This is a genomic window from Streptomyces sp. NPDC001941 (genome assembly GCF_040296945.1).
Taxonomy (GTDB): domain Bacteria; phylum Actinomycetota; class Actinomycetes; order Streptomycetales; family Streptomycetaceae; genus Streptomyces.
The window spans coordinates 1-18,435 of record NZ_JBEOYE010000008.1 but is presented as its reverse complement, the minus strand read 5'-3'; the positions used below and the strand labels follow the sequence as shown (position 1 = coordinate 18,435).

Annotated in this window: 19 protein-coding genes and 1 pseudogene; 12 read left to right on the top strand and 8 right to left on the bottom strand. The window is 71.5% G+C overall.

Translation table 11 applies throughout. From position 1 onward, the window contains the following. Nucleotides 1-154: 154 nt before the first annotated feature. The 4 genes and pseudogenes from ABT160_RS09210 to ABT160_RS09195 all read left to right on the top strand — a co-directional run. Nucleotides 155-811 (top strand): annotated as a pseudogene (locus ABT160_RS09210) (GNAT family N-acetyltransferase); the annotation flags it as partial. Nucleotides 812-872: 61 nt separating this feature from the next. After that, entirely contained in the window at nt 873-1,838 is a 966-nt protein-coding gene (locus ABT160_RS09205; protein WP_351645530.1) for an NAD(P)H-dependent flavin oxidoreductase, read from the top strand. A gap of 84 nt (nt 1,839-1,922) precedes the next feature. Beyond that, entirely contained in the window at nt 1,923-2,585 is a 663-nt protein-coding gene (locus ABT160_RS09200; RefSeq protein ID WP_351645527.1) for a hypothetical protein, read from the top strand. 195 nt (nt 2,586-2,780) lie between these two features. Continuing rightward, the gene (locus ABT160_RS09195) at nt 2,781-3,674 is read left to right on the top strand and encodes an aminoglycoside phosphotransferase family protein (protein ID WP_351645524.1); all 894 of its coding nucleotides are present in this window, start codon (nt 2,781-2,783) and stop codon (nt 3,672-3,674) included. 8 nt (nt 3,675-3,682) lie between these two features. Here ABT160_RS09195 and ABT160_RS09190 read toward each other — a convergent pair whose 3' ends face one another. Next, nucleotides 3,683-4,318, bottom strand: a complete 636-nt coding sequence (locus ABT160_RS09190; RefSeq protein WP_351645521.1) for a GNAT family N-acetyltransferase — start codon at nt 4,316-4,318, stop codon at nt 3,683-3,685. Between the two features lie 215 nt (nt 4,319-4,533). Beyond that, nucleotides 4,534-6,753 (bottom strand): catalase/peroxidase HPI, encoded by a 2,220-nt coding sequence (katG, locus tag ABT160_RS09185; protein ID WP_351645518.1) that lies wholly within the window; start codon nt 6,751-6,753, stop codon nt 4,534-4,536. A 701-nt stretch (nt 6,754-7,454) separates the two neighbouring features. On the opposite strand from katG, the gene ABT160_RS09180 reads away from it, so the two are divergent. Further along, the gene (locus ABT160_RS09180) at nt 7,455-7,874 is read left to right on the top strand and encodes a Fur family transcriptional regulator (RefSeq protein ID WP_351645516.1); all 420 of its coding nucleotides are present in this window, start codon (nt 7,455-7,457) and stop codon (nt 7,872-7,874) included. Nucleotides 7,875-7,987: 113 nt separating this feature from the next. Here the strand turns inward: ABT160_RS09180 and ABT160_RS09175 are convergent, their stop codons facing one another. After that, the gene (locus ABT160_RS09175) at nt 7,988-8,110 is read right to left on the bottom strand and encodes a hypothetical protein (protein WP_351645513.1); all 123 of its coding nucleotides are present in this window, start codon (nt 8,108-8,110) and stop codon (nt 7,988-7,990) included. 287 nt (nt 8,111-8,397) lie between these two features. On the opposite strand from ABT160_RS09175, the gene ABT160_RS09170 reads away from it, so the two are divergent. Continuing rightward, nucleotides 8,398-8,964, top strand: a complete 567-nt coding sequence (locus ABT160_RS09170; protein WP_351645510.1) for a hypothetical protein — start codon at nt 8,398-8,400, stop codon at nt 8,962-8,964. A gap of 121 nt (nt 8,965-9,085) precedes the next feature. On the opposite strand, the gene ABT160_RS09165 is transcribed toward ABT160_RS09170, so the two are convergent. Together ABT160_RS09165 and ABT160_RS09160 are read right to left on the bottom strand one after the other, a co-directional pair. Then, entirely contained in the window at nt 9,086-9,691 is a 606-nt protein-coding gene (locus ABT160_RS09165) for a GNAT family N-acetyltransferase (protein ID WP_351645508.1), read from the bottom strand. Next, nucleotides 9,688-10,773, bottom strand: a complete 1,086-nt coding sequence (locus ABT160_RS09160; protein ID WP_351645505.1) for a ThiF family adenylyltransferase — start codon at nt 10,771-10,773, stop codon at nt 9,688-9,690. The genes ABT160_RS09165 and ABT160_RS09160 overlap by 4 nt, the downstream gene beginning before the upstream one ends. Before the next feature lie 315 nt (nt 10,774-11,088). Between ABT160_RS09160 and ABT160_RS09155 the strand changes: the two genes are divergently transcribed. Beyond that, nucleotides 11,089-11,487: a response regulator gene (locus ABT160_RS09155; protein ID WP_351645503.1), complete on the top strand. Its 399-nt coding sequence runs from the start codon at nt 11,089-11,091 to the stop codon at nt 11,485-11,487. Nucleotides 11,488-11,738: 251 nt separating this feature from the next. Here the strand turns inward: ABT160_RS09155 and ABT160_RS09150 are convergent, their stop codons facing one another. Both ABT160_RS09150 and ABT160_RS09145 read right to left on the bottom strand, forming a co-directional pair. After that, entirely contained in the window at nt 11,739-12,206 is a 468-nt protein-coding gene (locus ABT160_RS09150; protein WP_351645501.1) for an ANTAR domain-containing protein, read from the bottom strand. Nucleotides 12,207-12,360: 154 nt separating this feature from the next. Then, nucleotides 12,361-13,086, bottom strand: a complete 726-nt coding sequence (locus ABT160_RS09145) for a TetR/AcrR family transcriptional regulator (RefSeq protein ID WP_351645499.1) — start codon at nt 13,084-13,086, stop codon at nt 12,361-12,363. Between the two features lie 112 nt (nt 13,087-13,198). Between ABT160_RS09145 and ABT160_RS09140 the strand changes: the two genes are divergently transcribed. The 3 genes from ABT160_RS09140 to ABT160_RS09130 all read left to right on the top strand — a co-directional run bounded on the left by ABT160_RS09140 (nt 13,199) and on the right by ABT160_RS09130 (nt 15,418). Further along, complete coding sequence (locus tag ABT160_RS09140; protein ID WP_351645496.1) at nt 13,199-14,389, top strand: cytochrome P450; 1,191 nt, start codon at nt 13,199-13,201, stop codon at nt 14,387-14,389. Between the two features lie 5 nt (nt 14,390-14,394). Beyond that, nucleotides 14,395-14,613 (top strand): ferredoxin, encoded by a 219-nt coding sequence (locus ABT160_RS09135; protein WP_351645494.1) that lies wholly within the window; start codon nt 14,395-14,397, stop codon nt 14,611-14,613. A 250-nt stretch (nt 14,614-14,863) separates the two neighbouring features. Then, a complete protein-coding gene (locus tag ABT160_RS09130) occupies nt 14,864-15,418 on the top strand; it encodes a GNAT family N-acetyltransferase (RefSeq protein WP_351645493.1) in 555 nt (184 codons plus the stop codon). 21 nt (nt 15,419-15,439) lie between these two features. Here ABT160_RS09130 and ABT160_RS09125 read toward each other — a convergent pair whose 3' ends face one another. Continuing rightward, a complete protein-coding gene (locus ABT160_RS09125) occupies nt 15,440-16,234 on the bottom strand; it encodes an ArsR/SmtB family transcription factor (protein WP_351645490.1) in 795 nt (264 codons plus the stop codon). A 205-nt stretch (nt 16,235-16,439) separates the two neighbouring features. Here ABT160_RS09125 and ABT160_RS09120 point away from each other — a divergent pair, with 205 nt between their 5' ends. Then, nucleotides 16,440-16,985: a hypothetical protein gene (locus tag ABT160_RS09120; protein ID WP_351645489.1), complete on the top strand. Its 546-nt coding sequence runs from the start codon at nt 16,440-16,442 to the stop codon at nt 16,983-16,985. Nucleotides 16,986-17,038: 53 nt separating this feature from the next. After that, nucleotides 17,039-18,277 (top strand): acyltransferase family protein, encoded by a 1,239-nt coding sequence (locus ABT160_RS09115; protein ID WP_351645486.1) that lies wholly within the window; start codon nt 17,039-17,041, stop codon nt 18,275-18,277. The last annotated feature ends 158 nt before the right edge of the window (nt 18,278-18,435 follow it).

Sequence of the window (18,435 nt, the reverse complement as noted above, 5' to 3'; positions counted from 1 at the left end):
CGCGTCTGACGAAAGTTGTTCCTTGCCGCGACGATCGTCTACGTCTGCCCACGGCCGGAACGCCGGAGCGCCGGACCTTCGAGCTCCGGACCCTCAGGCCTCCGGAGCGCCGGGCCCTCGGAACTTCGGGATCCGCTTCTGGCTTTCCCTTCACCCATATCCCGATGACAAGCGCGTCCGCACCGTCCGCCTCACCGACGCCGGGCTCGCGGAGCGCGCCGTGCTCGACAGTGACAGCGACGCCGTCGCCGCGTCCCTCCTCGACCCGCTCAACCCGGGGCAGCGCGCCCGGCTCGTCAGGGCGATGGCGGAGGTCGAACGCCTGCTGACCGCGGGCACCGCCACGCTGGACGCCCTCGATCCGGACCACCCCGACGGGCGCCACTGCTTGCACGCCTACTTCACCGAACCCCAGGAGCGATTCGACACGGGCTTCGATCCAGACCGCAGCCTGCTCCCCGACGCGGGCGACCTGCGTCCGTCGCGTGGGCAGTTCCTCGTGGCGCGGCTCCACGGAGAACCCGTCGGGTGCGCCGGCCTCAAGCTGCCGCCCGACAGCAAGGTCGCCGAGATCAAACGCATGTGGGTCGCGCCTCGCGTACGCGGCCTCGGCCTCGGGCGCCGGTTCCTCGTCGAGTTGGAGGCGCGAGCGGTGCACGAGGGGCGCGAACTCCTGCGCCTCGACACCAACAAGGCACTCCACGCGGCGATCGGGCTGTACCACGCGTTCGGCTTCCAGGAGGTCGAGGCGTTCAACGAAGAGGTCTACGCCGACCACTGGTTCGAGAAGCACATCACGCCCGCGCTCTGAATCTCCCGGGGATAGGCCGGACCACCGGACCCGTCGGGTCAGCTGCCGCAACACTGTCCCTATGACCCTCTCCACAGCCTTCACCGAGATGTTCGCCGTCCAGCACCCCATCGCCTCCGCGCCCATGGGCGGCTCGGCGGGCGGTGCGCTTGCCGCCGCCGTCAGTCGTGGAGGAGGCCTCGGCCTGGTGGGCGGCGGCCTGGGCGACCGCGAGTGGGTGGCACGCGAGGCCGCCCTCGCAGCCGCGACCGCCGGAGCGTCCTGGGGCATCGGCTTCATCAGCTGGTCCGTCGACCTCGGAACCGTGGAACTGGCCCTGGAGCACCAGCCCGTCGCCGTGATGTTCTCCTTCGGCGATCCAAGTGCCTTCACCGCGCGCGTACGGGAGTCAGGGGCATCCCTGATCCTCCAGGTCACCGACCTCGAAGAGGCGCGTCGGGCCGTCGACCTCGGGGCCGACGTCATCGTGGCGCAGGGCACCGAAAGCGGCGGACACGGAGCCCGGCAGGGCCGCTCCACACTGCCGTTCGTCCCCCTGGTGGCCGACCTCGCGGGCCCCGTCCCCGTCCTCGCGGCAGGCGGTATCGGTGACGGGCGCGGTGTGGCCGCCGCACTGGCCCTGGGCGCTGCGGGTGCGCTCGTCGGCACTCGCTTCCAGGCCACGGCCGAGTCCCTGGCCGCCCCGGTCGTCACGCGCGCGTTGGTCGACGGGCACGGACAGGACACCGAGCGCGGCAACCTCCTCGACGTGGCCCGCGGGTCCGCCTGGCCCGCGCACTACACCGCCCGCACGCTCGGCCACCCGTACCTCGACCGCTGGCGCGGCCGGGAAGCCGAGCTGGCCGCGGACGCCGACGCTCTGCGCGCGTACGCAGACGGAGTGGCCAGCGGCGAGCTGCCGCCGGTCCCCGTCTGGGCCGGGGAGGGCGTGGACCTCATCGACGATCTGCCCTCCGCGTCCGACCTGGTGCCCGTCCTCGCGGAACAGGCCGAGTCCGCACTGACCCACGCTCTGCGGAACCGCTGATCCCTTCACATCCGCCCGCCCACGGGAGCACGCAACAGGCCCCCAGGACCTCGTTTGTCAGTGCCGCTGCATACGCTTGGTCCCATGACGCTCACCAGCATGGACCTCGCCGGATTCACCCAGCACGATGCTGGGGTCTGGACCGACGAGCAGGGCCAGGTCCTGTCGCTCCACTCCTTCGACCTCGTGCCGGACCTCCCGGCCGCCCTGGACGACCTGGACACGCTCCGCGCCGAGCTTGCGATCTCCACCGCCGCGGCCGGCGCGGGGCTCATCGAGGCGGGCCCGGAGACGGTCGACGGCGTCCCCGCCGTGCGCCAGATCGTCAAGGTCCCGCACCCCCAGGGTCACGGGCTGGTCTTCGTCGGCTCGGTGATCGTGCCCAAGGCGTCGTGCAGCATCGTGATCAAGGTTCAGGCCGCCGAGAGTGGCACGACCGGCGCGCGCGAGGCCACGGTCCTCGCCGAGGTCGGCCCGACGGAGTACTTCCAGCCGCACCCGTACGCCGCCGCGGTGCACGGCGGCCTGCCGTACCACGTCGGCGACCTGGCGGAGTGGGACGAGAAGTTCCCCGACCACCCGCTGACCACGGTCCGCCGCACCCTCGACCGGCTCGTCCCGACGGCTGCCCTGGGCGAAGACTTCAAGGCACTGCCGTCCTTCGTCCCCACCACGAATCCCGGCGAGGGCGCCGACAGCGACCAGCCCGCGCGCCGTGGCCTGTTCCGCCGCCGCGGAGGCAAGTGAGCGGGCAGCAAGCGAGCCGCGTAGCGGCAACGTGACGCGGCCCCGCACCGACCAGCACCCCAGTCCGTCCCGCCTCGTACGAAACCCGTTTGACCTCCGGCCACCCCGGCGGTCGGATGACGTCCCATGAGCACGCAACACTCGCAGCACACACAGGACACAGAGCGCGCACAGGACACGGAGCCCACGCGGCAGATGCACCCCGGCGCTCACCCGATCGACGACGCCCTCGTACGACGGCTGGTGGCCGGACGCTTTCCCCGGTGGGCCGGGCTGCCGGTGCGCAGGTTCCCCTCCGGCGGCACGGTCAACGCGATGTACCGCCTCGGTGACGACCTCGTCGTACGGCTGCCCTTGACGCGGGGTGGAGCGGAAGACGTGCGGCTGGAGCGCGAGTGGCTCCCGCGGCTGGCACCCCTGCTGCCCACGGCGATCCCCGAGGCGGCCGGTGAGGGCGAGCCCGCCGAGGGCTATCCCTGGCCGTGGTCCGTGTACCGCTGGCAGGAGGGCGCCAACCCGGAAGCCGGAGCGGTGGCCGAACCCGAGCTCCTCGCCGGGGACCTCGCGGCCTTCGTGACGGCCATGCGCGGCATCTCACTGTCCGGCGCGCCAACGGCCCACCGTGGCGGCCCGCTCAGCGCTCAGGACGAGGAGACCCGCGAGGCGATCGAACTGCTGCGGGACATCCCCGAGGAAGGCGTCGACTGCGACGCCGTGACGGAGGTGTGGGAGGACGCGCTGCGGGCCCCCGCCTGGGGCGGTCCGCCGGTGTGGCTGCACGCGGACCTCATGCCCGGCAACCTGCTGGTCGACGGGGACGGGCGGCTCGCCTCGGTCATCGACTTCGGTTGTACGGGAACGGGCGACCCGGCCTGCGACCTGTTCCCGGCTTGGAATCTGCTGCCCCCCGAGGGGCGCACGGCCTTCAGGAACGCGATCGACGTGGACGAGGCGACCTGGCGCCGAGGCCGGGGCCGGACGCTGTCACAGGCCCTGATCGCGCTCCCGTACTACCGGAAGACCAACCCTTCGATGGCGGCGAACGCCCGCCACGTCATCACGTCAGTCCTCGAGGACGGCGACCTCTGACCCTCGACTCACGGCTTCCCCACCCCTACGCCTCCACCGAGCCGCCGCTCCAGCGCCGCACGACACTCGGGCCACTCCGCCGCGATCACCGAGAACACCGCCGAGTCACGCATCAGCCCCTCCTCGCCCGCGACGCGCGACGGGGAGGAACTGCGCAGGACGCCCTCGAAACGTGCGCCCACCTTCTCGATCGCGGCCCGCGAGCGAGCGTTGCGGGCATCGGTCCGCAGGTCCACGCGAGCGACGCCCCATTCCTCGAATGCGTTGCGGAACAGCAGGTACTTGGCCTCGGTGTTCAGACCCGTGCCCTGCGCGGAGGGAGCGAGCCAGGTGTACCCGATCTCGACGGCGGCCAGCACCACCCCATCGGGGCGTAGGCGCGGCGTGCAGTACGTCGTGATGCCCACCGCCCTGCCACTCACCCGCTCCACCTGTGCGTACGGCAGCACCAGACCGTCCGACGCGCGCGCCAGGTGGCCGTCGACGAACTCCTCGACCCGCCCCTCTTCGGGCACCGTGGTGAAGCCGTACGTCGTGCGGTCGTCCCGCACCGCCAGCGTCAGGTCGGCCACATGACGACGCCCCAGCGGCTCCAGCCGTACGCGCGCGCCCTCCAACTGTGGTGCGTGCAGGTCGAAAGACATCGTGCATCCCCCAGAAGACGGTTCTTCAGCCGCCTGGATACGACCGGTTCCCGGTACGTTCGCCGTGTGCGGCACCCACAGACGGAAGTGCCCGGGCCCGCCGTCGCACGGCGGACCCGGGCACTCCCGGCGATCATCTCAGAGGGCATGAGGGCCTCAGAGGCAGGCCCTCATGTCCCTCCGATGCCAAGGCCTCAGGCCTCGGCCCACAAGCCTCAGACCAGGTCGAACCGGTCCAGGTCCATGACCTTCGTCCACGCGGCGGCGAAGTCCTTCACGAACTTCTCCTTCGCGTCGTTGCTCGCGTAGACCTCGGCCACCGCGCGCAGCTCGGAGTTCGAGCCGAACACCAGGTCGGCGCGCGTGCCGGTCCACTTGACGGCGCCGCTCGCCTCGCGGGCCTCGAACTCGTCCTGCGCCGAGGAGGTCGACTTCCACTGGGTGCCGAGGTCGAGCAGGTTGACGAAGAAGTCGTTCGTCAGCGTGCCCGGACGCTCGGTGAGGACACCGTGCTTCGAGCCGCCCTGGTTGGCGCCGAGGACGCGCAGGCCGCCGACGAGGACGGTCAGCTCGGGGGCGCTCAGGGAGAGCAGGTTCGCCTTGTCGATCAGCAGGTACTCGGCGGGCAGCCGGTTGCCCTTGCCCAGGTAGTTGCGGAAGCCGTCGGCGGCGGGCTCCAGGGCGTCGAAGGACTCGACGTCCGTCTGCTCCTGCGCGGCGTCCACACGACCCGGCGTGAAGGCGACCTCCACGTCCACGCCGCCGTCCTTGGCGGCCTTCTCGACGGCCGCGGTGCCCGCCAGGACGATCAGGTCGGCCAGGGAGACCTGCTTGCCGCCCTTGGCGTTGAAGGACTCCTGGACGCCCTCCAGGGCGCGCAGCACCTGGGCGAGCTCGTCCGGGTTGTTGACCTCCCAGTTGCGCTGCGGCTCCAGGCGGACACGCGCGCCGTTGGCACCGCCGCGCTTGTCGCTGCCGCGGAAGGAGGACGCCGAGGCCCAGGCGGCGGAGACCAGCTGCGAGACCGACAGGCCGGAGCCGAGGACCTGCTCCTTGAGCGCGGCGACGTCCGCCGCGTCGATGACCTCACCCGTGCGCTCCGGCAGCGGGTCCTGCCACAGCAGCACCTCGGAGGGGACCTCCGGGCCGAGGTAGCGGGCGACCGGGCCCATGTCGCGGTGCGTGAGCTTGTACCAGGCGCGCGCGAAGGCGTCGGCGAACTCCGCCGGGTTCTCGTAGAAGCGGCGCGAGATCGGCTCGTAGATCGGGTCGAAGCGCAGCGACAGGTCCGTGGTGAGCATCGTCGGGCGGTGCTTCTTCTCGGCGTCGAAGGCGTCCGGGATGATCTCCGGGGCGTCCTTGGCGACCCACTGGTGGGCACCCGCCGGGCTCTTGCCGAGCTCGTACTCGTACTCGAAGAGGTTCTTGAAGAAGCCGTTGCCCCACTGGGTCGGCGTCTCGGTCCAGGTGACCTCGAGGCCGGAGGTGATGGCGTCCTTGCCGACACCCGTGCCGTAGGTGCTCTGCCAGCCCAGGCCCATCTGCTCCAGCGGCGCGGCCTCGGGGTCCGGGCCGACGTTGTCCGCCGGGCCGGCGCCGTGGGTCTTGCCGAAGGTGTGGCCACCGGCGATGAGGGCCACCGTCTCCTCGTCGTTCATCGCCATGCGGCGGAACGTCTCGCGGATGTCGCGCGCGGCGGCGATCGGGTCGGGGTTGCCGTTGGGGCCCTCGGGGTTGACGTAGATCAGACCCATCTGGACCGCGCCGAGGGGGTTCTCCAGGTTGCGGTCACCCGTGTAGCGCTTGTCGCCGAGCCACTCGGTCTCGGGGCCCCAGTACACGTCCTCCTCGGGCTCCCACACGTCCTCGCGACCGCCGGCGAAGCCGAAGGTCTCGAAGCCCATGGTCTCCAGGGCGACGTTGCCCGTGAGGACGAGCAGGTCCGCCCAGGACAGCGACTGTCCGTACTTCTTCTTGACCGGCCACAGCAGACGGCGGGCCTTGTCGAGGCTGGCGTTGTCGGGCCAGCTGTTCAGCGGCGCGAAGCGCTGCTGGCCGGCGCCGGCGCCGCCGCGGCCGTCGCTGATGCGGTAGGTGCCGGCGCTGTGCCAGGCCATGCGGATCATCAGCGGGCCGTAGTTGCCGAAGTCGGCGGGCCACCAGTCCTGCGAGGTGGTGAGCACCTCGGCGATGTCCTGCTTCACGGCCGCGAGGTCGAGCGCCTGGAACGCCGCCGCGTAGTCGAAGTCCTCGCCCAGCGGGTTGGCCACCGCGGGGTTCTTGGCGAGGATCTTCAGGTTCAGCCGGTCCGGCCACCACTGGCGGTTGCCGCCGCCCTGCGTCGGGTGGGCGGCGCGCCCGTGGGCGACGGGGCAGCCGCCGGAGCCCTCCTCGGGCTTGGGGTCGGTGACGATGGCGTCGTGGTTCTCGGACATCGGAATCCTTCCGGACGGGGCGGATCACATTGCTCAGTACTGCGTACATTGCTCAGTACTGCGTACTTCGTGTGTTCGACGTGCTCGGTGTGCTGAGTGGTGCCTTGTGACGCTCTGTACTGCTGACTGCTGTCCTGCTGATTGCCGTGCGGCTCGCCGCGTGCCGTACTGCTCGCCGTTCGCCGTACCGCTGTGGGTCGTGCTCGTGGTGCTGCCGCCGTCCCGGGGAGCTGGTGGGAGGGGCGGTGACGTGCGGAAGTCAGGTGTGGGACGCCCCCGGCCCATCGTGCTCCGTCCGGGGGGACTTCGCACGGCGGGCCCCGGGTCTGGTGCCCGTGGTCGGCGGGGTCGGGCGTACGGACGGTGACGGGGCGCGACCGGAGCGGTGGGGCACGCCGAAGTGGGGCGCCCCGCAGCCGAGTTCGTCGCCGTCCCGCACAGCCGTCGGGAACGCGATGGCGGTGTTGGTCATCCGCAGGCCGCCTCCGGGCGGCTCGTCCGCGGTCGTCCCGTCATCTGTCGTTCGTCTCCTGCCGTACCGGACTGTCCTGCGGCCTGGCCTGCTGCCCTGGCCTTGTCTGGACACAGATCCTACGATGGACTGTGTCCAGGTCAAGAACCAGACCTGAAGCGTATTGAATCGCAAGTCGAACAGCTGCCGGTAAACTTTCGGCACTCCGAGCCTGAATAGGTGAACCGACATGAGTGACCTGCTGCAGCGACTGCGAGGGCGCGGCTGGCGAGTGACGAGCCAGCGGCGCGTGGTCGCCGAGGTCCTCGACGGCGACCACGTGCACCTCACCGCTGACGAGGTGCACGCCCGCGCGGCGCTCCTGCTGCCCGAGATCTCCCGGGCGACCGTCTACAACACGCTGGGCGAGCTCGTCTCGCTCGGCGAGGTGGTCGAGGTGTCCGCCGACGGCCGGGCCAAGCGGTACGACCCGAACGCGCACCGTCCACACCAGCACCTGGTGTGCTCCGGCTGCGGCACGATCCGCGACGTCCACCCGGCGGGCGACCCGCTGGCGGACCTGCCGGCGATGGAGCGGTACGGCTTCGCGGTGGCGTCCGCCGAGGTCACGTACCGCGGGCTGTGCCCGGAGTGCGTGGCGAAGGCCTGACTCCCCGGTCGAGAACAGCCCTCGGGCTTACTGGCGGTCACTGTGCGGGCGCCCGGTATCAGCCCACCGGGTCGCCCCGCCCTGTCGTAGGTCAGCGATTTTCGTCGCTGCCCCTACATCGGCGCCAGCGTGAACAGCGCCACTACGAGCAACACCAACAGGGCCCACCCCAGCGGGCCGATCCTGCGGCGGTGCGGGTTGCGGCCCTGTGGCCACGAGCCGGCGTCGTCGTCCATGACGGCAGGATACGTCCCTCGGTGAGCGGACCACGGTGCTGCGGATGGCGTGACAGGGAGCGGGGGTTCCGGTTCCGGCTACGTCGATCGGCGTACCGCTGCTCCTGCCAACTGCCAGGGTAAATACGCGGACTTGGCTGTCTCGGATCCCGGTGTCCGGGGTAGGAAGGGAGCACTTTCCGCGGGAAAGCCTCCACGGCAATGCCTCGGCGGGGAAGCTGGGCGGCGGAAGCGAATTCGGGGGTGCGAGGAAATTCGGGGACCGGGGAAGCGGGGTAGCGGGATTCATGCACGACATTCGACTCGTCCTCAGGGAGCTGAGGACCCTGCATTCCAACGGGAAGGCGATCGTCAATCTCCTGGGCCAGGAGTTCCCCGTCGTGGAGCGGATCGCCGAGACAGAGGTCCAGGAGGCCCACGGCCGCCTCGTCGGGTACACCCACCAGGAGTCCGACCTGGAGTGCGCCGCTTCCCAGTACCGCAGAGCGGCCGACCTCTACCTGGCCGCGGCCGGCGGGGGAGTGTTCGGCTCGTTCACGATCAACGCCTTCAGCGCGCCGAAGATCGCGCAGACGCGGAAGTACGCCCTGGCGTTCGCACTGGTATCCGCCGACTGCTACTTGAGGTGCCGTGACGCGGACCTCAGGAAAAGGGCGGGCGAGGCGTGCGGATTCGCCAAGGAGGCGTTCGAGGAGTACGCGAAGGCGGAGATCTTCAGCGCCCAGTACGAGGAGAACTCCGGGGCCGTGGCGCGGGGTGGTCATGCCCGTCGAGGAGAGGACAGGACGAGGGACCAACTGGCGGAGGAGAGGTCGGACCTCCTGTCGAAGATAGAGTCCTTCCGCATTCCCTAGCCGGGTGAAGCCGGTGGAACGGCCCGCTCGTCCGGGCGGGTGTACCGGGAGGGGGCAGGCGCAGGAGCCGTACGGGATCGCCGTGCGCGTCCCTGGCCGCCCCGAGGGCGCGCGGCGGGCGTCAGGCCGTCTGAAGGGCCTTGTGGGCGTTCAGGACCGCTTGTTCGGCCACGCCCGCCTGAGGGGTCCACTCGGGCGCCAGCGCGCTGTACGTCGTGACGTCGTGCCAGGCCTCCTGGGTGTGGAACAGATGGCGAAGGGTGGCCTCGGGTTTGAGGCCCGCCGCCAGCATCACGCCGCGCATCCGGGTGTGGTCGGCGCGGTGTCCGGCCCAGACGCGATGCAGGCCGAGCGGCCCGAACGCGTACGCCATCACCAGCCGTCCGGCCTCGAACCCGCCGCCCAGCGCGGGCGCGTCGGGCAGCATCACCAGGCCGGTCAGCATGGCGTTGCTGCCGTAGTCCTCGACCAGCAGGCCGATCGTGCCCGCCATGGTGTCGTCGTCCGCGGCGCACACGGCGAAGGTGTACTTCCGGCGCGGCTGGATGTGCGGCTGGGCCAGGCACTGCGCGAAGGCGTCCTGGGCCCGGCGCGGGTCCATGCGGTCCACGCCCAGGTACTGGGTCAGCATGGAGTGGGTGAAGAGGCGTTCGTAGACCTGGTGGTCCCTGGCGCGCAGCTCTCGTACGCGCACCCGTTCGCCGCACAGCTCCGGCACGTGGCTCACAGCGCGGCCCCGACCTCTGCGGTACGTACTGCGCGGTCGGGTGCCACGAGGGCTTCCAGGTCGACGTAGTAGCGCCCGGAGTCGACTCGCTGTCCGAGCAGGACGCGCCGCGCGGTGTCGGCGACCAGGGCACCCCCGAGAGCGACGCCGCTGGCGAGCTGCGGCCAGCTCGACAGGGTGCGGCCCAGCTGGTCCAGCGCGTTCCGCATGGCGGGGCTCAGGCCGTTCTCGTCGACCACGCGCACCAGGAAGTCGACCAGGCCCGCGCGGTCGAGATCGCGGACCTCGTCGGACGTGACGTCTCCCGCGCGGCCGTGGAACAGCGGCCGGTCCGGTTCGAGGTCGAAGCGCTCCACGTCGAGCAGCCCCCGGTCGTTGGCGTCCATCAGGACCGGAACGCCCAACCGTCGGGCGTACTCACGGGCCGCGACCTTGGCCCACGGGGTATCGCACTCCTCGACCAGCAGGTCGAGACCGTCCTCGCCGCCGAAGAAGGCGTCCGCCGACTCCTCGGTCAGGCCTCCGGGGTGGATCTCGACGTCGAGGTATGGATCGAGTTCGTACAGCTGGCGGGCGCACAGCACCGTCTTGTCGACGCCCAGCTCGTGCACTCCCGCACGCAGCCGGTTGAGGTTGGACAGCCCCAGGCGGTCGTGGTCGGCCAGCCGGAACGATCCTGCGAGGCCTTCCATGGCGCAGGTCAGTGCCGCGCTGTTGCCCACCGACAGTCCGATCACGCCGATCCGCCGGGTCAGCAGGTGCTCCTGCTCGGCCCGGGTGATCTTGTCCCGGTTGCGATCGGTACGGACCCGGCGGAACTCCTCGCGGGGCAGCACGCGGACCAGTCGCGCCGACCACGGGTACCAGACCCAGGTGCCGTACGACTGGAGCGGCAGGCTGCCGCACACCCGCTCGACGGCCTCGGAGAGGGCCTGCGGAGTGAAGCTCCGGGAGGGGTGCGTGCAGCGCACCAGTTCCTCGAGCTGCTCGTCGAGCCGGTCGTGCACTTCGCGTACGGCTCCGGAGTCGAGCAGCGCCGCCAGTGCCGCGTCCTCGGCGGGCACCGAGGGGCGCAGCAGCACCGGGCGAAACGATTCGTCCGAAGTGCCCGAAGGGTCGGCGGTGGATGTCGGTGACGCGGGTCCGTGCGACGCAGGGGATGCGGGGGACGCAGGGGACGGGGGTGTCGGTGGGGATGGGATCACAGCGCGAGAAGTTAGCAACGTGGCGATCTTGGAAAGCGCTTCGCACTCTCCCGGTGCCCGCTCGAATTCATGTGTGACACCCGGTCGGCGGATGCGCCGGTGCTGTCCGTACGGACCACAGGAGCTGTCCGTCCGCGGCGAAACCTGTGGCGTCCGTTCGCGCGCGGGGCGCTGTCCGCGCAGGCTGGGGACATGATGACGGTTCTGGTGGTCGCCGACGACGCCCCGGCGGCGGTGCTGCGCGGCTGGGTCGAGCGGGGCCCGCACTTCCGGATGATCTCGCACGCCCCGGATCCGGACCTCGCGCTGGCCCGCGCGCGCGTGCTGCTTCCGGACATCACCCTCATCGACACCGCGCCCGCCCTGCGGGACTCCGCACGCCACCTCTTCCACGAGGTACGCGCGCTGCACCCGCCGAGCGCGGTGATCTGGCACGCGTACGACACCCAGTTGCACGACGAACGGCTGCGGGCGGTCCTGGAAGAGGGGGCCGTGCACGCCGTGCGCAAGGGGGACCACGCGGAGCTCGCCCGGGCGCTCGCCGCCATCGGACGGCGCCGGGCGAGCTGCGATCCGGACCTCGCGCACTGACGGGCCGTACGGCCACTGGAGAAGCCGGTGCCGCTGTGCGGGGCGGCGGCCACCCCCGTGCGGCGTGACTCCCTCACCTTGACGGGGGATTGTGCTGGCGGACGGGGGGTAGGGGGTGGCTGCGCGCCTTGCGTACGAAGGGGCGTAGGCGCCGGCCCGGTTGTGACATCAGCCCCCGGCGCCGTCTTCCCCATCCGCCAGGACCCCGACCCGATCCGGCTCCCGTCCCGCGATACCTCAGGACCGATGCCTCAGGGCCCGGTACCGTCCTCGTCGGTCCCCGGGTCGCGCGCTGTCACATCGCCCCCTCTGCCGGGGTGCTGCGTACTCCGCGATCTCAGCGTGCCCGCCCGCACCTCGGCGATCGCCCGCTTCAGGGCCTTGCCGACGTCCGCCTGCGGCCGCGACCCGTCGACACTCGCGACGATCTGCTCGGCGACGACGCGCAGCTTCACGTTCGTACGCTGCGACACACGGACCAGGGTCCACCAGGCGGTCTCCGCCGAGCACGGCACCATGGCCATCACCATGCCCTGTGCCAACTCGATGCCAGGGCGGCCCTCCAGGGCGTGGCGCAGTTGCTCCACCTCCGCGCGCAGGGCCTCCAGGGCGAGCGCCTGGACCGCGTGCGCGTCGGCCGTTCCGTTGCGGTGGTACGCCTGGTGAGGCTCGGGGGAGCAGTGCGAGTACGTCCCGGCGGTGTACTGCTGCTCGTCCATGGTCGTCCAACTCCTCCCTCGTGTGGACCGTCGGCTCGGGCTGTTCCGTACCCGGACGGCCTCTCTTGGTTCGTCTGCCCCCGAACCTCGACTCTCCACGTTGGAGGTTCGTCACACCCTTGTCCCGGGTGGACCGCGGCGTACTGCCGGCGTACTACTCCTGCTCCTCGGGCGCCGCCCGCCACAGGTGTTGCAAGGTGTCCAGGACCAGGCGTCCCACGGTCTCCGGGTCCGCGCCGGCCAGCGGTTCACGACCGACGACCGTGCGCATGATCCCGATGCCCAGCAGCCAGGCCATCGCCAGGTCGGCGCGCAGGGCACTGTCCGGCGCGTCCGACAGGGACGCGAGGGCGCGCTGGTACTGCGCGCCCACCTCGCGCAGGGCGGCGGTCTCCTCCTCGCCGCGTCCCACCGAGCGCAAGTACACCTCCAGGGAGCGGTCGTGCGAACCCGCGGCACTGTTGGTGAGCATGGACCGCAGGGTCGTCTCGAAGAGCTCGGCGGGCGGCGTCTCGCGCACCTGCTCCAGGCCGCCCTGGGCGACGACCTCGGCGAGGAGGGCCTGCTTGGAGCCGAAGTAGCGGAAGAGCAGGGCCTGGTTGGCGCCCGCCCGCTCGGCTATGTCCCGCACTTTCGTGCCCTCGTAACCGCGTTCGGCGAACAGGTCGTGGGCGGCTTCGAGCAGTCTGCGGCGGGTGGCGGCCGAGTCGCGCCGCCGTTCGGTGGCCGGAGGGGGGCCCTCGGCGCCGGAATGGCCGGAACCTGTCGTTCCCGCGGCGGGCTGCGCACCGGCTCCCCGTGTGCCGTCAGGGGCGTGCGCTCCGGTCGAAGGTGCTGGGGACGACGGTGCTGGGGACGGGGCGGCGTGGGATGCGGCCATGCTCTCGGTCCTCTCAGAGCGGCCCGTCAGGATAACGGCTGTAATGCCGTGTTGACGCTCCGTGGTGACCCTCCTAGCGTTGTAAGCACGTGCTTACAACCGGGAGGCCCTGGTGACGACAGCAGACACCACCGCACTTGCCTATCCCTTCAACACGGAGGAGGGCCTCGCCCTCGCCGACGAGTACGACCGCGTGCGCGACCAGCCGGGGCTGTTACGCGTACAGATGCCTTACGGCGAGCCCGCCTGGCTCGCGACCCGCTACGCGGACGCCCGACTCGTCCTGGGCGACGCACGGTTCAGCCGTGCGGCGGGCCTCGTCCACGACGAGCCCCGCCAGTCCGAGGGCCGTCGCGACGCCGGGATCCTCAGCATGGACCCGCCGGATCACACCCGGCTGCGCTCCCTGGTCGCCAAGGCGTTCACCGTACGGCAGGTCGAGAAGCTCCGCCCGCAGGTCAAGGAGCTGTGCGCGCAGTTGCTCGACGACATGGAGGCAGCCGGCCCGCTCGCCGACCTGGTGGACGTCTACGCCCTCCCGCTGCCCGTGGCGGTCATCTGCCAACTGCTCGGCGTACCGGTCGAGGACCGGCCGCTCTTCCGCGCGTGGAGCGACGCCGCGCTGTCCACCAGTTCACTCACGGCCGCCGAGTTCGAGCAGAACCGCGAGGAACTGCGCGCGTACATGCGGGGCCTGATCGAGGAGCACCGGAGCGACCCCCGCGACGACCTGATGACCGGTCTCATCGAGGCGCGCGACGAGGGCGACCGACTCAGTGAGCTGGAATTGGTCGACCTGTGCGTCGGCATCCTGGTAGCCGGGCACGAGACCACCGCCTCGCAGATTCCCAACTTCACGCTCACCCTCCTCGACCACCCCGAACAGCTGGCACTGCTCCGCGAGAACCCCGCGCTGATGCCCGGCGCCATCGAGGAACTGTTGCGGTTCGTACCGCTCGGCAACGGCGCCAGCCAGCCGCGTTACGCCACCGAGGACGTCGAGGTCGGCGGCACCCTGGTCCGCGCGGGCGAACCGGTCCTGGTCGCCATCGGCGCCGCCAACCACGACGCCCTGCGCTTCACCAGCCCCGGCAAGCTGGACGTGGCCCGCGACGGCAACCAGCACCTCGGCTTCGGCCACGGCGTGCACCACTGCCTCGGCGCGCCCCTCGCCCGGCTGGAGCTCCAGGAGGCCATGGCGGCCCTGGTCGCCCGCTTCCCCCGCCTGCACCTCGCGGGCGACATCACCTGGAAGTCCGAGATGCTGGTGCGCGGCCCGCGCGTCATGCCGATCGGCTGGTGAGGGCCATGGCGTGGGAAGTCAGGGTCGACCAGAACCTCTGCATGGCCTCCGGTATGTGCGCCGCCCTGGCGCCCGAGGTGTTCGTGCTCGGTGACGAGCACGCGCGCACCCGGGTCAGCGAGACCGCGCCCGACGACCGGGTCCTGGAGGCCGCCGACGTCTGTCCCGCGCAGGCGATCACGGTCCACGAGGGCTCCCGGGTGATCGGCCCGCGCCCCGACTGACGCCCACCGTCCGGGAGCGGCGCAAGGGCCGGACGTGGGAACCGGCCCCGGGGGCCCGACGCGGGGAGCCGCATCGCCCGCCCGGGCCCTATGAGTGCGGGCGGCAGTCCGGGAAGCTCCCTGGAAGGCCGCCTGCGCCCTCCCGGCGCGGCGTGCGGTCGTCACTGCCGCACGGTCGCCACCGCCACCACAGAGGCCCCTGGGACCCGCCGGTCTGCCCCGCTGTGGCCGGGATGTCAGGATTGGCCCCATGAGCCACCCCACGCACACGAATCACCCGGCGGGCGAAGCGAAGATCGTCCCGCTCCAGCTGACCCACCTGGCCGACGTCCTGGACCTGGGCCACCGAGCCTTCGACGTGAACGCCATGCCGTACACCTCGTGGTCCCTGTCCAGCGTGGCCGCGCACTTCGACGCGCAGCCCGACGCCTGCTGGGTCGCCGTCGACGACGAGGGGCTGCTCGGCTTCGTCCTCGGCTCGCTCTCGTACGACGAACGCGAGGACTGGGGCTACCTGGAGTGGATCGCGCTGGAGGAGCGTGCCCGTGGGCGCGGCGTGGCCAGCGGGCTGGTGGAGCACTGTTGTGACGCCCTGTTCGCCGCAGGCGCCTCGCGCATCATCACCGACGTCGAGGGCAGCAACGAGGCGTCCGCCGCGATGATGCGCCGCAACGGCTTCACCGAAGGCGTCACCGTGACCCTGTTCGTGCGCCGCAGCGTCCAGCAGGGTTCGCGTGGCGCTGCCCACCCCGTGCAGGACCCCGCCCGCAGCAGGCTGCGCCGCGCCGCCCGGTCCTCGGGCTGACGCGGCGCCGTCCGCGACCCTCTAACGCCGCTGCGGATCCGCGAGCGCCTCTCCGGTCTCCAGGAGGGTCTTCAGGCTGGACAGGATGGCCGGCCAGCCCTGGCTGCACATCGAGTGCAGTACGCCGTCGGGGTCGAACTCGTGCGTCACCGTCAGCTTCACCTGCTCGCCGAGGGCTTCGAGGTCGAAGGTGACGCGCGAGCGCCCCTCGGTGGCGAGCTTGGCGCGCGTGCCCTCATCGACCCCGTTGGCCTCCGCCCACTGCGTGCTGAAGGTGTGCCAGGTGTACGAGAGGCGGCTGTGCGGCTCGAAGACCAGCACCACCTGTTCCGGGTCCTCGGTGGTCGCCCCGGACTCGTTCCAGGCCATGGGGGAGCCGGGCGCCCAGTCGGTGCCGAACTCCACGCCCCAGTACCGGCGCGTGAAGGCGGGGTCTGTCAGGGCCCGCCACAGCTGCTCGGCAGTCGTGCGGATGTAGGTCGTGTAGACGAACGTGCTGCTGTCCATGGGGGGTTGCTCCAGGGCTCTCTTGAGGTCGGCGAGGGCGTCCACCCGCGCACGGTCGAACCGGCTGATCCAGCGCTCCGTGATCGCGTCGATCGGAGCGGCGTTGAGGTAGTGCAGCTTCTCCCGCCCCCGCCGCACCGCGGTCACCAGCTGGGCGCGTTCCAGGACGGCCAGGTGCTTGCTGACGGACTGCCGGGCCATGTCCAGGCCGGCACACAGTTCCTGCAGGGTCTGTCCGTCGCGGGCGCGCAGCCGGTCGAGCAGCCGTCTGCGGCTCGGGTCGGCCAGCGCCTTGAACACGTCGTCCACGATGCGTCACTCCCAGTCACGCAGCTGAATGGCTGCCTTTCCATGATTGGCAGCCGATCGGCTGCATGTCAAACGGACGGCGGCAGAAGCTGGACGAGCACTCTCTTTCCTGGTCCCTGACAAACCCGTGACTGGCTGCCCTCCGTTGTGTGACCGCTCCATGAGAGGCCCCCGATCCGCCCCGGACGGCTGTTTGCCTGGAGGCATGAACGAGCACCTCACCCCGCAGCACCCCACGGCGAAGCACCCGGCCGCGCGGCACTCCTCGCTGTGGCGCCGGGCCCCGCACGGCACCCGTCCCCGTCGCTACCCCGCGTTCGCCGTCCTCCTCGCCGTGACCGCCACGACCGCAGTCGTCGTCGTCTCGGGCTGTGCCACCGGCACCGCGTCCACCGGCCCCACCACGGCCCAGGGCGGAACAGAGCAGCCGGTCAAGACCGGCAAGAAGGTGCTGTGGCTCGGAGACTCCATCGCCGGCGCCGAGGCTCCACCCCTCGAAGCCGCGCTGAAGGCCGGCGGCGTGGAGTTCAAGAACGCGGCGTCCGACGGCGGCGGCACCGTCGTCGAAGGCGACAAGGCGCAGCGCTCCTCCGACGGCATCCACTCCTGTCAGCAGGGCTCGGCCGCCTTCGCCGCCTGGTTCACCGAAAAGCTCGGCAAGCAGCTGAAGTTCACCCCGGCGGACGCCAAGTCCTGGGCGACCGGCGCGTGGACGGGCGACGACCGGTACGGAAAGCTCGGCTGCTCCTGAGCGGGCCACCGCACTCCGCCCCACCCGCCCCCCGCTCCCGCCCCAGGACCGTCATGCCCGTATCTGTCACACCCGTGCCCGCCATCCGCAGAGGCCGTCCGCACCGCAAGGAGAACGCCCGCCAGGCTCACATTGCGCCCCTCGACGGGTTGCGGGGCTTGGCGGTCCTGGCCGTGCTCCTCTTCCACGCGGGACACCTGCCCGGAGGGTTCCTCGGGGTCGACCTGTTCTTCGTACTCTCCGGCTTCCTCATCACCAGCCTGCTCCTCGGCGAGATCGGCCGTACGGGAGGGATCGCGCTCGGCGCGTTCTGGGCGCGCCGAGCCCGGCGCCTGCTCCCCGCGCTCGCCCTCGTGGGCGTAGCCACCCTGCTCCTCGCCTGGGCGTTCGCCACGTCCTCGGTGCTGGGCTTCGCGCTCCAGGACGCGCCCTGGGTGGCGGCACAGGCGGTCAACTGGCACTTCGTCGCCGAACGGATCGGCTACTGGAACGCCTCTGAGACCCGTCTGTTCGCCCACCTGTGGAGCATCGGCGTGGAGTGGCAGTTCTACCTCGTCTGGCCCCTGGCGGTGCTGGCGGCGGGCCGGGGCCGGGCGGGACACGCGCGCGTGGCACTACTCGCGGCGGCGGGGGCACTGGCCTCACTGGGGCTGATGGCCGTGCACGCGAACGCCATCGACACCACGCGCGCGTACGAGGGGACGGACACCCGGGCGTTCGCCCTGCTCCTCGGCGCGCTGGTCGCGACCCGTCCGGTCCGCGCGCTCCTCGCGCGCGTGCCGTGTGCCGTGGCGGACGGAGTGTCCGCGGTGCTGCTGTGCGGGATCGTGGCCGCCTGGGCGCTCACCCCGGGGCAGAACGCGCCGGGCCTGTTCCAGGGAGGCCTGTTCGCGCACTCGGCGGTCTCGGCGCTGCTGGTCGCCCTGCTCGCGGGCCACCCGGACGGTCGGCCTGGGCGGCTGGCGGGCAGCGCGGTCCCGCGGAGCCTGGGGGAGGTCTCGTACGGGCTCTACCTGTGGCACTGGCCGGTGTTCCTGCTGGTGCCCGCGGACCTGCTGGGCGGTGGCTGGGCGCGCACCGCCCTGGTCGTCGGGGCGTCGCTGGTGGCGGCGTGGGTCACCAAGGCGCTGATCGAGGACCCGGTCCGGTACCGGGCCCGGTGGGCGCGCGGACGGACGGGCCTGGTGGTGCTCGTGGCCGCCGTCGTGGCCGCGGCGGGGGTCTGGTCGGGGATCCCCCGGCCGCGGCCGGGACAGGGAGTGGTGGACGTGGAGCGGCTCACCGGCGGATGAAGGGGGATCCGTCCGGTCGCGGCTCCGCGTCCGTCAGGGCTGGACGCCCCTCAGAGCTGCTCACCTAATGGGACTCGTCGGGCCGTGAGGGAGACTACGGTCCGTAGCCGCCAGCAGGTGAGCACTGCTCTCACCGGAGCCGTTTGAGCTCTGCTGTC